At 68.9% G+C, this 14,866-nt stretch carries 13 protein-coding genes; 8 read left to right on the forward strand and 5 right to left on the reverse strand.

Going from position 1 to position 14,866, the window contains the following annotated elements; all coding sequences use genetic code 11:
• Positions 1-38 precede the first annotated feature (38 nt).
• The gene (gene ilvN / locus KTR66_RS20990) at positions 39-554 is read left to right on the forward strand and encodes an acetolactate synthase small subunit (protein WP_213616097.1); all 516 of its coding nucleotides are present in this window, start codon (positions 39-41) and stop codon (positions 552-554) included.
• A 57-nt stretch (positions 555-611) separates the two neighbouring features.
• Positions 612-1,628, forward strand: a complete 1,017-nt coding sequence (ilvC, locus tag KTR66_RS20995) for a ketol-acid reductoisomerase (protein WP_213616099.1) — start codon at positions 612-614, stop codon at positions 1,626-1,628.
• A gap of 9 nt (positions 1,629-1,637) precedes the next feature.
• Here the strand turns inward: ilvC and KTR66_RS21000 are convergent, their stop codons facing one another.
• Both KTR66_RS21000 and KTR66_RS21005 read right to left on the reverse strand, forming a co-directional pair.
• Entirely contained in the window at positions 1,638-3,104 is a 1,467-nt protein-coding gene (locus KTR66_RS21000) for a methyl-accepting chemotaxis protein (protein ID WP_371819187.1), read from the reverse strand.
• Positions 3,105-3,531: 427 nt separating this feature from the next.
• Entirely contained in the window at positions 3,532-3,999 is a 468-nt protein-coding gene (locus KTR66_RS21005) for an OmpA family protein (RefSeq protein ID WP_213616101.1), read from the reverse strand.
• Positions 4,000-4,112: 113 nt separating this feature from the next.
• Between KTR66_RS21005 and puuE the strand changes: the two genes are divergently transcribed.
• Positions 4,113-5,072, forward strand: a complete 960-nt coding sequence (puuE, locus tag KTR66_RS21010; protein ID WP_249732306.1) for an allantoinase PuuE — start codon at positions 4,113-4,115, stop codon at positions 5,070-5,072.
• A gap of 124 nt (positions 5,073-5,196) precedes the next feature.
• Here the strand turns inward: puuE and aqpZ are convergent, their stop codons facing one another.
• Together aqpZ and KTR66_RS21020 are read right to left on the reverse strand one after the other, a co-directional pair.
• Positions 5,197-5,883: an aquaporin Z gene (gene aqpZ / locus KTR66_RS21015; protein WP_213616103.1), complete on the reverse strand. Its 687-nt coding sequence runs from the start codon at positions 5,881-5,883 to the stop codon at positions 5,197-5,199.
• A gap of 94 nt (positions 5,884-5,977) precedes the next feature.
• Positions 5,978-6,958, reverse strand: a complete 981-nt coding sequence (locus KTR66_RS21020) for a tripartite tricarboxylate transporter substrate binding protein (RefSeq protein ID WP_213616104.1) — start codon at positions 6,956-6,958, stop codon at positions 5,978-5,980.
• Positions 6,959-7,265: 307 nt separating this feature from the next.
• Here KTR66_RS21020 and KTR66_RS21025 point away from each other — a divergent pair, with 307 nt between their 5' ends.
• The gene (locus KTR66_RS21025) at positions 7,266-8,846 is read left to right on the forward strand and encodes a 2-isopropylmalate synthase (RefSeq protein ID WP_213616106.1); all 1,581 of its coding nucleotides are present in this window, start codon (positions 7,266-7,268) and stop codon (positions 8,844-8,846) included.
• A 3-nt stretch (positions 8,847-8,849) separates the two neighbouring features.
• Here the strand turns inward: KTR66_RS21025 and KTR66_RS21030 are convergent, their stop codons facing one another.
• On the reverse strand, positions 8,850-9,824 hold the full coding sequence (locus KTR66_RS21030; RefSeq protein WP_213616108.1) for a tripartite tricarboxylate transporter substrate binding protein: 975 nt from the start codon (positions 9,822-9,824) through the stop codon (positions 8,850-8,852).
• Between the two features lie 160 nt (positions 9,825-9,984).
• Between KTR66_RS21030 and KTR66_RS21035 the strand changes: the two genes are divergently transcribed.
• From KTR66_RS21035 to mrdA, 4 genes are all read left to right on the forward strand, one after another.
• Positions 9,985-11,028 carry a rod shape-determining protein gene (locus tag KTR66_RS21035; protein WP_213616110.1) on the forward strand — a complete coding sequence of 348 codons (1,044 nt, stop codon included), beginning with the start codon at positions 9,985-9,987 and terminating at the stop codon, positions 11,026-11,028.
• A gap of 110 nt (positions 11,029-11,138) precedes the next feature.
• On the forward strand, positions 11,139-12,002 hold the full coding sequence (mreC, locus tag KTR66_RS21040; RefSeq protein ID WP_213616112.1) for a rod shape-determining protein MreC: 864 nt from the start codon (positions 11,139-11,141) through the stop codon (positions 12,000-12,002).
• A gap of 34 nt (positions 12,003-12,036) precedes the next feature.
• The gene (locus KTR66_RS21045; RefSeq protein WP_249732307.1) at positions 12,037-12,546 is read left to right on the forward strand and encodes a rod shape-determining protein MreD; all 510 of its coding nucleotides are present in this window, start codon (positions 12,037-12,039) and stop codon (positions 12,544-12,546) included.
• Between the two features lie 79 nt (positions 12,547-12,625).
• Positions 12,626-14,548, forward strand: a complete 1,923-nt coding sequence (gene mrdA, locus KTR66_RS21050; RefSeq protein ID WP_249732308.1) for a penicillin-binding protein 2 — start codon at positions 12,626-12,628, stop codon at positions 14,546-14,548.
• Positions 14,549-14,866 lie beyond the last annotated feature (318 nt).

The raw sequence follows: 14,866 nt of genomic DNA on the forward strand, positions 1-14,866 counted from the left end.
TCCTCTGAACGAGGCGCCCCTCTTTGGTGGATGGTTCGATGTCTGGAACGAATGTGCGCACGGCCACGATCGCCGTGCTGGTGGAGAACGAGGCTGGCGTGCTGGCCCGCGTCATCGGCCTTTTCTCCGGCCGCGGCTACAACATCGATAGCCTGACCGTGGCCCCGGTGGATGAGGAGGGGCGGCTGTCCCGAATCACCATTGTCACCTCCGGCACCGAGATGGTGATCGAGCAGATCAAGGCGCAGCTGGACCGCCTCGTCCCCGTGCACCGCGTGCATGACCTGACGATGGAAGGCCCGCACCTGACGCGCGAACTCGCCCTCATCAAGGTCGTGGGCAAGGGCGAGAATCGCGTCGAGGCGCTGCGCCTCGCTGATGCCTTCCGCGCCCGCGTGGTGGACGCGACGACAGAGAGCTTCGTCTTCGAGATGACCGGCAATGCCGACAAGATCGATGCCTTCTGCGGGCTCATGCGCCCGCTCGGCCTCAAGGAAGTTTGCCGCACGGGGGCGGTTGCCATCGCGCGCGGCACGGCGCACATGGCGGCGTGATTTTTTCTTTCGACCCCATTTTCTGACCAAGACTGACAGCAAAGAGGAGCGCCCGAGATGCGCGTCTATTACGATCGTGATGCCGATGTGAACCTGATCAAGGCGAAGAAGGTCGCCGTGATCGGCTTCGGCTCCCAGGGCCATGCCCATGCCATGAACATGCGCGACAGCGGCGTGAAGGAGGTCGTGATCGGCCTGCGCCCGGGCGGTTCCTGGAAGAAGGCCGAGGCCGCCGGCTTCAAGGTGATGTCCCCCGCCGATGCGGCCAAGTGGGCCGATGTCGTCATGGTGCTGACGCCGGACGAGCTGCAGGGCGATCTTTACCGCGAGCACCTGCACGACAACCTGCGCCCCGGCTCCGCGCTGGCCTTCGCGCATGGCCTGAACGTGCATTTCAACCTGCTCGACCCGCGTCCGGACATCGACGTCTTCATGATCGCGCCGAAGGGCCCCGGCCACACGGTGCGCGGCGAGTACCAGAAGGGCGGCGGCGTGCCCTGCCTCGTGGCCGTCGCGCAGAACCCCTCGGGCAATGCGCTCGAGATCGCGCTCTCCTATGCGTCCGCCGTCGGCGGCGGCCGTTCCGGCATCATCGAGACCACCTTCAAGGAAGAGTGCGAGACCGACCTCTTCGGTGAGCAGGTGGTCCTCTGCGGCGGCTTGGTCGAGCTGATCAAGGCCGGCTACGAGACGCTGGTCGAGGCCGGCTACGCGCCCGAGATGGCCTATTTCGAGTGCCTGCACGAGGTGAAGCTCATCGTGGACCTGATCTACGAGGGCGGCATCGCGAACATGAACTACTCGATCTCCAACACGGCCGAGTACGGCGAATACGTGACGGGTCCCCGCATCATCACCGCCGAGACCAAGGCCGAGATGAAGCGCGTGCTGGATGACATCCAGACCGGCAAGTTCGCCCGCGACTGGATGCTGGAGAACAAGGTCAACCAGGCGAGCTTCAAGGCCACCCGCCGCCGCCTGGCCGAGCACCCGATCGAGGAAGTGGGCGCCAAGCTGCGCGGCATGATGCCCTGGATCACCAAGGGCCAGCTCGTGGACAAGGCGCGCAACTGAGCCTCACGCTCAGCGTGCAAGCTCCTCGGCGATCTGGCGCGTGCGCCCGATCGCCGTGGACACCTGGCCGATGGCCTGCTCGATCTCGCTGATCCGGCCATCGGCGTCTTCCATGGCGGCCAGGGCGCTGCCCATGGTGGTGGCCATGCCGACCGAGACGGCCCGCTGCTCCTCGACGGCGGCGGCCGTGATCCCCACGCTTTCCGTGATGGTCGTCATCGAGGTGCGGATGCCGGAGACGGCGCCCGCCACGCTCTGCGACGTTGTCTGAAGCCCGTCGATTTCGGTCCGGATCTGCTCGGTGGCGCGGGCCGCCTGCAGGGCGAGGTTTTTGACCTCGGACGCCACGACGGCGAAACCCTTGCCGGCCTCCCCGGCGCGTGCGGCCTCGATCGTCGCGTTCAGGGCCAGCAGATTGATCTGGCTCGCGATGCTGCGGATCAAGTCCACGATGCCGGTCATCGCCTGAGCCGCGGCGGCCAGCTCATCCGCGCTTTTCGCCACCTGGACGGCCTGGTCCAGGCCAGAGGCCGCCGCCTCCCGCGTGCGCGCCATGGTCTGTGCGATCTCCCCGGTCGAGCTGGCGAGCTCGCCGCTGCTGGCCTCCGCGTCGCGCAGGTTCCCTACCGTGGCGGCCGTGGCCCCCGACGCCCCGGTGGCCGATTGCGTGGACTGGCTGACCGCCCCCTCGATCTCGGCGATCTGCTGGCGGAGGTTCTGCTGCATCTCCACCTTGCGGGAGGCGTCCACCGCGAACTTCACCACCTTCGTGACCTGGCCCTTCTCGTCCACGATCGGGTTGTAGGCTCCCTCGATCCAGACGATGCGCCCGTGCTTCGTGACTCGCTGGAAGCGGGCCGCGCTGAACCTCCCCTCCCGCAACGCCTCCCATAGGGCGGTGTATTGAGGCAGTTCGGCCTCGCCTTTCGGCATGAAGATGTGGTGGTTCTGGCCCACCACCTCAGCCTCGGCGTAGCCCATCACTTCGAGGAAGATCGGATTGGCGCGCAGGATCGTGCCATCCGTGGCGAATTCGATCACCGCCTGGCTGCGGTTGATCGCCGCCAGCTGTGCCGCGTAGTCGAGGTTGAGCAGCCGATGGCGCGCATCGGCCCATTCGACCACGTAGCCTAGCTTGGCTCCCTTTTCCGACAGCGGGGAGACCAGCAGGTCGAACTTGCGGGTGCCGACCGTGATCGTCGCTGCGTGCGGCCTGGCGAGCGCGGACAGCATGCCGCGTTGGTGCGCGGGCTTCCTGTGGAAGATATCAATGTTGCTGCCGATCAGGCGATCCGGGTCGAAGCGCGGCAACTCGCGCTTCAGTTCCGCGGCCGCTTCCCGCATCAGCGTCATGGCGGCCGCATTCACGTAGGTGATGTTGAGCTCCAGGTCAGCGAGCATGACGCAGGCGCCCAGCGCCTCAAGTGCGGCGACCTTTGGTGCGCCGTTTTCGACGCTCGGGCTTCTGAGGAACACGGCCGTTTCTCCTGTTGCATCACCGCCGCGGCCAAGGCGCCGGGCGGATGTCGCGGAGGATGGAACATGATCGTCAACGAAGGCCTAACGACCCCAGCCGCAGGGCGCGCCCTGCTACGCCCCGGCCATGGGAGCAGAGTGCGCTCGAGTGGCGTCATTGGGGGGCGTCAGGCGAGGGCGCGGCCGATCAGTGCCTCGGCGTGCGGGCGCTGGGCGATGGAGCGGCTTCCGCCGTGTTTGAAGCGCCGCGGGGGAGGTCTTGCCGCGGCACGGGCGGCTGCCGCGGAAAACCCTCGCCTGGGCTGATCGCCGGTGTCCAGCGCCGCGGCGAAACATCGGCTGCGGGCGCGATGAATCCGCCGGGCCGACGCAGCTTGAAACCCGAAGGAGAGGGCGGCTTCCCGCCCCCTGGAGTTCCCGGCCGGCGTTACCGCTGGCCGCGATCCACCCGCACCTCGACGCGGCGGCTCTCCAGGCTCTCGAAGCCCGGCGTCGCGCCGCGGTAGAGGATGCGGATGCGGTTCCGCGGTACGCCGTTCTCGACCAGCGTATCGGCCACCACGCGGGCGCGCAGGCGGGAGAGGATCATGTTCGCCTCGGCCGAGCCGCGCGGGTCGGCATAGCCCACCACCAGCACGGGGATGCGCGGGTTCGCCTTGATGTAGGTCGCGACTTCGGCGAGGGCGACGCGGGCCGGCTCCTCGATATAGGCGGACCAGGCCTCGAAGAAGATCGGCAGGGCGCGGTTCGGGTCCACCTGGGTGGCGGTGGGCGCGGGGGCTGCCGGCGCGGGGGCCGGCGGGGCGGCCGTCACCGCGGGGGCCGGGGTCTCGGCGCAGGCGGCCAGGGCCAAGAGGGCGGCGCCGAAGGCGGCTGGGGTGAGGCGGCGGGACATGGGCTCTTCTCCTGGATCGACCGGCGAATCGGCGTCGTTCCCTTGTCTTTTGCTACAGCGGCGCGCGGATGTCACCGCTTGACCCCGCCGGCGCGCCGTTGAAGCTGGGCGACATGAGCAAGACGCCCGCCCCCGACCCCACGCCCCCCCATGTGATGGCGCCCGGCACCACCTATCCGCGTGACCTGCGCGGCTATGGCGCCACGCCGCCCGACCCGCGCTGGCCCAATGGCGCGAAGCTCGCCCTCTCCTTCGTGCTGAACTACGAGGAGGGGGGCGAGAACACCGTGTTGAACGGCGATGCGGGCTCCGAGCTCTATCTGCACGAGGTGCCGGGCGGCAGCCCGACGCTGGGCGAGCGCAACCGGACGGTGGAGACGCAGTTCGACTACGGCGCCCGTGCCGGGGTCTGGCGCGTCATGCGGCTGTTCGCCCAGCGTGGCCTGAAATTCACCGTGTATGGCGTGGGCCGGGCCTTGGAGCTGAACCCGGATGTCGCGCGCGCCTTCGCGGCAGCGGGCCATGAGGTGGCGAGCCATGGCTGGCGCTGGATCGACTACCACAACATGCCTGAGGCCGAGGAACGCGCCGAGATCGCCCGCTGCGTCGAGACGATCGAGCGCCTGACCGGCAAGCGGCCCGTCGGCTGGTACACCGGGCGCATCAGCCCCAATACGCGCCGGCTCGTCGCCGAGCATGGCGGCTTTCTTTACGACAGCGATTCCTATGATGATGACCTCCCGCACTACATCCAGGTGGCCGGCAAGCCGCAGCTGATCATCCCCTACACGCTCGACGCCAACGACATGAAGTTCGCCGTGCCCCCCGGCTTCGGCGATCCGGACGGCTTCGAGCGCTACCTGCGGGACGCGGTGGAGATGCTGCGGGCGGAGGGCGCGGCGGGTGCGCCCAAGATGATGAGCGTGGGCCTGCATTGCCGCCTGGTGGGCCGGCCCGGCCGCGCCGCCTCGCTGGCGCGCTTCCTGGACCATGTCGTGGCCTGCGGCGATGTCTGGGTGGCGACGCGCGAGGAGATCGCGCGCCATTGGCTCGCGACTCATCCGCCGAAATGAGGGAAGGGGGGCCATGCCCCCTTCGCAAGAGCCCAAAGCGTGATCAACAAAGACGGATCACGCTCTGGACCGTGTTGAGAGGCTGCTTCACGCCTTTGGTGATCCCACCAAAGGCGATCAGCCTCTAGTCCTCGTCGCTGAAGCGATGCGCGAGACCGGCGAAGGCCGCGCCCAGCATGGGTGCCACCCAGAACAGCCAGAGCTGCTGCAGCGCCGTGCCGCCCAGGATGACCGCCGGGCCGGTGCTGCGTGCCGGGTTTACCGAGGTGTTGGTCACGGGAATGCTGATCAGGTGGATCAGCGTCAGCCCCAGGCCGATGGCGATGGGCGCGAAGCCGGCCGGCGCCCGCTTGGAGGTGGAGCCGAGGATGATCATCAGGAACATGAAGGTCATCGTCAGTTCGGTGACGAAGCCGATCGCCATGCTGTAGCGGCCGGGGGAGGCATCGCCATAGCCATTGGCGGCCAGGCCCTTGCTGACATCCCAGCCGGGCGCACCCGAGGCGATGGCGTAGAGCAGCATGGCGGCCAGGATCGCGCCGCCCACCTGGGCGACCATGTAGGGGATTGCCTCATCCGCATCGAAACGGCCGGCGCAGACCAGGCCCAGCGTGACCGCGGGGTTCAGGTGGCAGCCCGAGACATGGCCGATGGCATAGGCCATGGTCAGAACGGTGAGGCCGAAGGCGAGGGCGACGCCCAGCAGGCCGATCCCGACATCGGGGAAGGCCGCGGCGAGCACCGCGCTGCCGCAGCCGCCGAGCACGAGCCAGAACGTCCCTAGAAATTCAAAACCGAGCCTTGTCGGCATACCATGCCTCCTCGTGGATTATTCGTCCCAGCCGGGACCACGCTACACGTCATTCACGCCCAGAGAGAAGAGGGCATGTAAAAGGCCGATTACGCTACTCGGTGATACGCTCGATGCGGTTGACCCGTACAACCTCGCGCCAGCGGGCGACTTCGCTTTGCACATGCTGCGTGAAGCGCTCGGGCGGCCCGCCCTCCGGCCGGGCGCCGAGGTCGCGCAGGCGCGCCTGCACCGCCTCATCGGCCAGCGCTGTGTTGAAGAGCTGGTTGAGGCGCGCGACCACGGCCGGCGGTGTGCCGCGCGGCGCCATGTAGCCGAACCAGGGCTCGATGACGGCGTCCGACATGCCCGCCTCCTCCAGCGTCGGCACATCGGGCAGGGCTGCGTCGCGGGTACGGCCGCTCACCACCAGGGCGCGCAACTGCCCGCCGCGGATGGCGCCGATGAGCGTGGGCGTGTTCTCGAAGAACATCTGCGTGTCGCCCGCGATCACGGCCTGCATGCCGGGCGCGCCGCCGCGGAAGGGTACGTGCGTCATCTGCAGGCCGAGGCGGCCGTTCAGGAACTCCCCCAGCAGGTGGTTCGAGGCGCCGAAGCCGGAGGAGGAGAAGTTCACGCGCGGCCCCTCGCGCTTCGCCCAGGCGACGAATTGCTGAAAATCCCGCGCCGGATGGTCGGGCCGGACCACCAGGGCGTTCATCACGCTGGCACTCCAGAAGACCGGCACGAGGTCGCGCTCGATGTCGAAGGGCATGCGGGCGTAGATCGCGGCATTGATGGCGCAATTGCCGATGGTGCAGGCGCCCAGCGTGTAGCCGTCAGGCGCCGACTGTGCCGCCGCTGCCATGCCGATATTGCCGTTGGCGCCAGAGCGGTTCTCCACCACCCAGCGATGCGGCAGATCGCGCGAGGCGCGCTCGGCCAGGATGCGGGCGATCAGGTCGGTGGCACCCCCGGGCGGGAAGGGCAGGATGATGCGGACCGGCCGGTCGGGCTGCCAATCCTGGCCTTGGGCCCGTGCCGCGGCGGGCAGGGCGAGCATCAGGGCGCAGATGGCCATCAGGCTGCGGCGCATGGGGATCCTCCGGTGTTTGTTGCGGCGCAGCTTGACCGGCCTCGCGCGCCGCGTCCACCGGTCAACTCCCCCGCTTGATCCGGCTCCCGTCGCCCCCTATGCTCGATGCATGGCGATGATGACCGCATGCGTGATGCTGTCCGCCGGGCTCCTGGCTCTCCAGGCCCGGGCGCTTCCGCTCGCCCTTCTTCCGCTTCGACTTTCCCGCCCCTGGGTGTGACACGCGGCCGCGCGCGGCCCGCACCACTCAGGGGACCCTGAACCATCAGGGGCATGCACCGGAAACGTCGAACCTCACGAGATCGCCATGAGCATCAATCATCCTTCCTTCGGCAAGCTCGAAGCCGGCCGCATCATCATCTTCGACACGACGCTGCGGGATGGCGAGCAGTCGCCCGGCTTCTCCATGAACCTCGACGAGAAGCTGCGCATGGCGGAAGCCCTGCACGAGCTCGGCGCCGATGTGCTGGAAGCCGGCTTCGCCATCGCGAGCCCCGGCGATTTCGAGAGCGTGCAGTCCATCGCCAAGCGCTTCTCGAAGGACGGCCCGGTGATCGCCAGCCTGAGCCGCGCGAACGCCGCGGACATCCTGGCCTCGGCCGAGGCGACCAAGCCCGCCGCCCGCCCGCGCATCCACATCGTGCTCGCGACCAGTGACCTGCACATGCGGGTGAAGCTGCGCATGACGCGCGAGGAGGTGCTGGAGCGCATCACCGAGAGCGTGAGCCTGGCGCGCAACCACGCGGCCGACGTCGAATGGTCGGCCGAGGATGGCTCGCGCTCCGACCTCGACTTCCTGTGCCGCTGCGTGGACACCGCCATCAAGGCGGGTGCGACCACCATCAACATCCCGGACACGGTCGGCTATTCGCTGCCGGCGGATATGGGCCTGATCTTCTCGACCCTGATCAACAAGGTGCCGGACGCGGACAAGGTCATCTTCTCCGCGCACAACCACAATGACCTGGGCCTCGCCGTCGCCAACACGCTGGCCGCGATCCAGGCCGGCGCGCGGCAGATCGAGTGCACCATCAACGGCATCGGCGAGCGCGCGGGCAATGCGAGCCTGGAAGAGGTGGCGATGGCACTGCGCACGCGCCATGACGCGCTGAAGCTGAAGACCGGCATCGAGAGCAAGCGCATCCTGCGCACCTCCAAGCTGCTGGCCACCATCACCGGCTTCGACGTGCAGCCCAACAAGGCCATCGTCGGCCGCAATGCCTTCGCGCACGAAAGCGGCATCCACCAGGACGGCGTGCTGAAGGATGCCAGCACCTACGAGATCATGACGCCGGAATCCGTGGGCTGGACCACGAACTCCATCGTACTCGGCAAGCATTCCGGCCGCGCCGCCTTCCGCGATCGGCTGAAGACGCTGGGCTATGAAGTGGGCGACAACCAGCTGAATGACGCCTTCAAGCGCTTCAAGGATCTGGCCGACCGCAAGAAGGTCGTCTACGACGAGGATATCGCGGCCCTGGTTGATGACGAGGTCGGCCGCGGCAACGACCGCATCAAGCTGACCGGCCTCAACGTCTCGACCGGGATGGGCACCAAGCCCATGGCGACCATCGCGCTTGACGTGGATGGCGAGCGCCGCGACGGCATGGCGATGGGCGATGGCGGCGTGGACGCCACCTTCAACGCGCTGCGCGCCGCCTTCCCGCATGACGTGAACCTGAAGCTCTTCGCCGTTCAGTCCGTCACCGGCGGCACCGATGCGCAGGCGCGCGTCACCGTCCGCCTGGAGGAGGCCGGCAAGCTCGTGGACGGGCAGGGGGCGGACACGGACACCATCGTCGCCGCCGCGCGGGCCTATGTGCATGCGCTGAACAAGCTGCTGGTGAAGCGCGAGCGGACCGAGCCGCCGCCCGTCGCCGCCGAGTGAGCCCTATTCCGCGCGGATGTTCAGCCGCCGGATGAGGGCACCGTAGAGCGGGGTCTCGGTCGCGATCTGCCGTTGCATCGCGGCCGGCCCCATCTCGGGCGCTGAGAGGGACAGGGAGTCGAGGCGCTGCCGTGCGGCTGGCGCGGCGAAGACCTCGGCCGCCGTCGCGGCCAAGCTTGCGATGACCGGAGCCGGTGTGCCCGCGGTGGCGGAGACGCTGAACCAGCCTGTCACCACCACCCCGGAAAGCCCCTGCTCGGCGAAGCTCGGCACGTCGGGCAGGGCTGGAAGGCGGTTGGCCGCCGTAACGCCGAGGGCGCGCAGCTGGCCCGACTGGATCAGGGGCTTGGCCGAAGCGACCGTATCGAACATCAGGTCGATATTGCCGGCCAGAAGATCGGGCACCGCCTGGCCGCTGCCGCGATAGGGGACATGCGTCATGGTGACCCCCGCCCGCTCGCTGAAGATTTCCGCCGCCAGATGCGCCATGCTGCCATTGCCGAAGGACCCGTAGCTGAGGGCACCCGGCCGCGCCTTCGCGCGCTCGAGGAAGGCGGCAAGGCTTGCCGGGCCACGCGCCGGGTTCACCACAAGGACATAGGGTGTCTCCGCCAGCAGGGTGAGATGGGCGAAATCCGCCAGGGGGTCGTAGCCGAGATCGGGCAGCAGGGCGGGGTTCACCGTGAAGGTGACATTTGTTCTCACCAGCAGCATGTGGCCATCGGCGGGGCGGGCGCGGGCAACGGCACGCGCGCCGATGGCCGTGGCCGCCCCGGGGCGGTTTTCCACGATGAAGCTGCCGCCCAGCTTCTCCTGCAGACCCTGCGCCAGGATGCGGCCGAGGATGTCGGTCGCGCCGCCGGCGGCATAGGGCACCACCAGGGTCACGCTGCGGGGCGGCGCCCCGCCTTGGGCGAGGGCTGGCAGTGGCAGGCTCAGCGCGCCCAGCAGGGCCGTGCGGCGGGTGGCAAGGGGCATGGAACTTCCTCCGGATGCGCGCCGTTCGCCCGGCGCTTATCCGCTATCCTCGCATGGCCGGCCCGACGCTGACGAGGTGCCAAGCGCCGAACGGGTTGCCCCACGGGGCTCTTGGGGCTAGGGGACGATGTCCCAACCACCCCCCTGGAAGGCTCCCCGCATGTTCTCACGCCTGTTCGGCTTCCTCTCCGCCGACATGGCCATTGACCTCGGCACCGCGAACACGCTGGTTTACGTGAAGGGCCGGGGCATTGTGCTGAACGAGCCCTCCGTCGTCGCCATCTCGGACAATCGCGGCCGCAAGCAGGTGCTGGCCGTGGGCGAGGAGGCGAAGCAGATGCTGGGCCGCACGCCTGGCAACATCGCGGCCATCCGCCCGCTGCGGGACGGCGTCATCGCCGATTTCGAGGTGGCGGAGGAGATGATCAAGCACTTCATCCGCAAGGTGCACAACCGGCGCAGCTTCACCTCGCCGCTCATCATCGTCTGCGTGCCCTCCGGCTCCACCGCCGTCGAGCGCCGCGCCATCCAGGAGAGTGCCGAGAGCGCCGGCGCGCGCAAGGTGCTGCTGATCGAGGAACCCATGGCGGCCGCGATCGGCGCCGGCCTGCCGGTGACCGAGCCTTCGGGCTCCATGGTGGTGGATATCGGCGGCGGCACCACGGAAGTGGCGGTGATCAGCCTTGGCGGCATCGTTTACGCGCGCTCGGTGCGCGTGGGCGGTGACAAGATGGACGAGGCGGTGATCAGCTATATCCGTCGCACCCACAACCTGTTGATCGGCGAAAGCTCGGCCGAGCGGATCAAGATGGAGATCGGCGCCGCCGCGCCGCCCTTCGATGGCGAGGAGGGGCCGCTGACCGAGGTCAAGGGCCGTGACCTGATGAACGGCGTGCCGCGCGAAGTGGTGGTGAGCCAGCGCGAGATCGCCTATGCGCTGCTCGAGCCGGTGACGCAGATCGTGGATGCGGTGAAGGTGGCACTGGAGAACACGCCGCCTGAACTGGCGGCCGATATCGTGGACAAGGGCATCGTGCTCACCGGCGGCGGGGGGCTGCTGTATCGCCTGGACGAAGTGCTGCGCGATGCGACAGGCCTGCCCGTTGTGGTGGCAGAAGAGCCCTTGAACTGCGTGGCCATGGGTACCGGCCGCGCCCTGGAGGAGCTGAAGCGGCTTCGCCAGGTTCTGACTTCGATGTATTAGTCCTCTGGACTCTCGTCCCGACTCCTGTTGACTGGTTCTGAGCCAAACCCTGCCGCGGGACATGACGTCCCCGTGAGCCAAGTCCTGATCCCTCAAGGGGCGGAGCTGCCGTGATCCGTCTGAGTATCCCGCTGCGACAGGCATTGGCCCGGCTTTCCCTGCCGGTGCTGATCGCGGCTGCCTTCGGCATCATGCTGCTGGGCAAGGCGGATGCCGTGCTGATCGAACGCGCACGCATGGCGCTGGCCGATGCGCTCTCGCCCATCTGGGCCGCGGTGCAGGAGCCGGTCTCGGCCGTGCGCGGCGCCGTGCAGGAGGCCGAGGCGCTATGGAACATGCGCGCCGAGAATGCCCGCCTCACGGAGGAGAATGAGCGCCTGCGTCGCTGGCAGGCGACGGCCCTGGCGCTGGAGGCGGAAAATGCGCTGCTGCGCCGGCAGCTCGCCTGGGTGCCGGACCCCGCGCCGCAATTCCGCACCGCGCGCGTCGTCGCCGATGCCGGGGGCACCTATGCCCGCGCGGTCCTGCTGGCGACCGGCCCGCAACACAATGTCCGCAAGGGTCAGATCGCACTGGACGAGCGCGGCTTTGCCGGCCGCGTGACCGAAGTGGGCAGCCGCTCGGCCCGTGTCCTGCTGGCGACGGACATCAACAGCCGCGTGCCGGTGACGCTCGAGGGCAGCCGGGCCCGCGCCATCATGGTGGGCAACAACACGGCCCGTCCGCGTTTGCAGCATTGGCCCGAAGGTGTGATCCCACGCGAGGGTGACCGGGTGGTCACCAGTGCTCAGGCGGGCGCTTTCCCGGCCGGCCTGCCGGTGGGCGTGGTGCGCTGGACCGAGAGCGGGGCGGTCGAGGTCGAGCTTTTCGCGCATCTCGAGCGGCTGGACGTGCTGCGGCTGTTCGATTTCGGGCTTTCCGGCATCCTTCCGCCCGAGGCGGTCGCCCGGCCCGAGCCGCGCGGACGGCGCTGAGGCCATGGTCTCCAAGGGCCGGCCGGAGCCGCCTATGGGCCTGCTCCGCCGCCTCGACGCGGCGGCGCGGGCGGGGTTTCCAGGGATGTTCACCGCGCTGCTGATCATCCTGGCGGCGGTGCCGGTCGGGATTCCCGGGATCGTGGGCGCCGTCTCGCTGCCCTGCATTTTCTTCTGGACGATCTTCCGCCCGGCTGCCATGCCCGCGCCCGTGGTGTTCGCCCTGGGACTCTTGCAGGACCTTCTCTCCTTCGCGGCGCTGGGCACGGGCGTGCTCACGCTCCTGATCCTGCATGGCGTGACGCTGCGCCTGCGCGACGTCCTGGCGCGGCAATCCTTCCTCGCCAATTGGCTGGTATTCTGTGGCTTCGCGCTCTGTGCCGTGGCTCTGGGATGGCTGTTGCAGGCCGTGCTTGGCTGGATGTTGCCCCCGCTCGCACCTGGGCTGCACCAGCTTGGCATCGCCGCGGGCCTTTACCCGGCGCTGGCCTGGGTGCTCTCGCGCCTGCACACGGCGATGCAGCGCGCGGAGGCGGCGCTGTGATTGCAAGCAGGCCAACCCCCACCGGAGCATCCGGCCGCAAAGCGGTCGGCGGAGCCGGCGCCCGGCGTTTGAGGGCGCGATGAAGCTTCCGCGCTTCTTCCGCCGCACCAAGGGCGGCATCGAGAACTTCTCCATGCGCGGCGTGAAGCGCGAGGAGGAGGAGCGTCGCGGCGTCTTCACCCGGCGCGCGCTGCTGCTGGGCAGCGTGCAACTCGGCGCCTTCGGCTTCCTCGGCTACCGGCTGCACAAGTTGCAGGTGGAGCAGGGCGAGCGCTATGCGACCCTGGCCGAGGAGAACCGACTCTCCGCCCGCCTGCTCTCTCCGCCGCGCGGCCGCGTGCTGGACCGCAATGAGCGTGTGGTTGCCGGCAACCGCCTGAACTGGCGCGCCCTGCTGGTGGCGGAGCACACCGCCGATGTCGGCGCCACGCTGGAAACCTTCAGCCGGATCGTGCCGCTCGCCGAGCATGAGCGCGTCCGCGTGGAGCGCGATGTGCGCCGCCGCCGCCGCTTCGTGCCTGTCATCGTCCGCGAATTCCTGACTTGGGAGGAGATGGCGCGGATCGAGGTGAACGCGCCTGATCTGCCTGGCATCCTGATCGATGTCGGCACCACGCGCATCTACCCCGAGGCCGAGCATCTGGCGCATATCGTGGGTTATGTCGCGCCGCCCGCCGAGCGCGACATGGATGGCGACCCGCTGCTGCAATTGCCGGGTATCCGGGTCGGCCGTGCCGGGATCGAGCGGTATCATGACCAGGTGCTGCGCGGCCGCGCGGGTGCGGTGCAACTCGAGGTTAACGCGGTTGGCCGCGTGATCCGGGAGTTGGACCGGCGCGAGGGCATGCCCGGCCAGGACATCGAGATCAGCGTCGACACGGAACTTCAGAAGACGCTTCGCGGCAAGATCGAGGAAGGCACTTCGATCGTCGTCATGAACGCCCGCAATGGCGAGGTGCTGGCCATGGCGAGCCAGCCGAGCTTCGACCCCAATGTCTTCAACTCGGGCGTCAGCAGCGCGCAATGGCGGCAATGGACGGCGAACCGTGCGACGCCGCTGATCAACAAGGCGACCAACGGTCTCTACGCCCCGGGCTCCACCTTCAAGATGGTGGTGGCGCTGGCCGGGCTGGAGGCGCGCGTCATCACCACCGGAGAGCGCATTTCCTGCCCCGGCCATTTCGATCTGGGCGACAGCCGCTTCCATTGCTGGAACCGCAACGGGCATGGCTCCGTGGACATGCGCGCAGCCATCAAGGTGAGCTGCGACGTCTATTTCTACGAATTGGCGAAGCGGCTCGGCATCAACCGGATCGCCGCCATGTCCCGCCGCTTCGGCCTGGGCGTGGATCTCGACATCGAATTGCCGGGAGCGCGGCGCGGGCTGGTGCCCACGCGCGAATGGCGTGAGGCCCAGGGTCGCCCCTGGGCGCTGGGCGACACGGTGGTGCATGGCATCGGCCAGGGCTTCTACCAGCTGACGCCGCTGAGCCTCTGCACCATGACGGCGCGGCTGGCGACCGGGCGTGCGGTGCAGCCCCATCTGACACGCAGCATCGGCGGCCGCCCGGTGCGCGGCAGCCGCCCCGAAGACTGGCCGAGCATGGGCATTCCCGACCGCGACATGCGGCTGGTGCGGGATGCGATGTGGGCCGTGGTGAACGAGCAGGGCGGCACGGCGCTCACCTCCCGCCTGCCTGGCGGCTACGGGATGATGTCGGGCAAGACCGGCACCACGCAGGTGCGGCGCGTGACGCGCGAGCAGCGCGAGCGCGGCTTCAATGTGAGCCAGTTGCCGCGCGAATGGCGCCCGCACGCGCTGTTTGTCGGTTTCGCGCCGCATGACAACCCACTCTATGCGGTGAGCGTGATCGTGGAGCACGGCACCTCGGGCTCCGGCAGCGCGGCCCCACTGGCGCGTGACGCGCTGGTCGAGACCTTCAATCGCTTCCGCCAAGCCCCGCCGGGGCCGCGCGTCGCTGATACCGGGCGGCGGACGTGATGCGGCGGCTGAGGTCCTACGCTCCTGGAACGGCATGGCGCGCCCCCGCCGCCGGAGGCGGCGCCCGGCGCCTGAGGGTGGTGTATCCCTCGCGTGGCCGGGACGGCCTTGGCAGGATCCGGCCGCAAGGCGGCCGGCGCGCCCAGGCTGCCTTAACCACTCACACCGGCCTGGCATGGCGCGCAAGCCCAGCCGCCGGAGGCGGCGCCCGGCGCCTGAGGGTGGTGTATCCCTCGCGTGGCCGGGACGGCCTTGGCAGGATCCGGCCGCAAGGCGGCCGGCGCGCCCAGGCTGCCTTAACCACTCACACCGGCCTGG

The organism is Roseococcus sp. SDR, from assembly GCF_019083995.1.
Classification (GTDB): domain Bacteria; phylum Pseudomonadota; class Alphaproteobacteria; order Acetobacterales; family Acetobacteraceae; genus Roseococcus.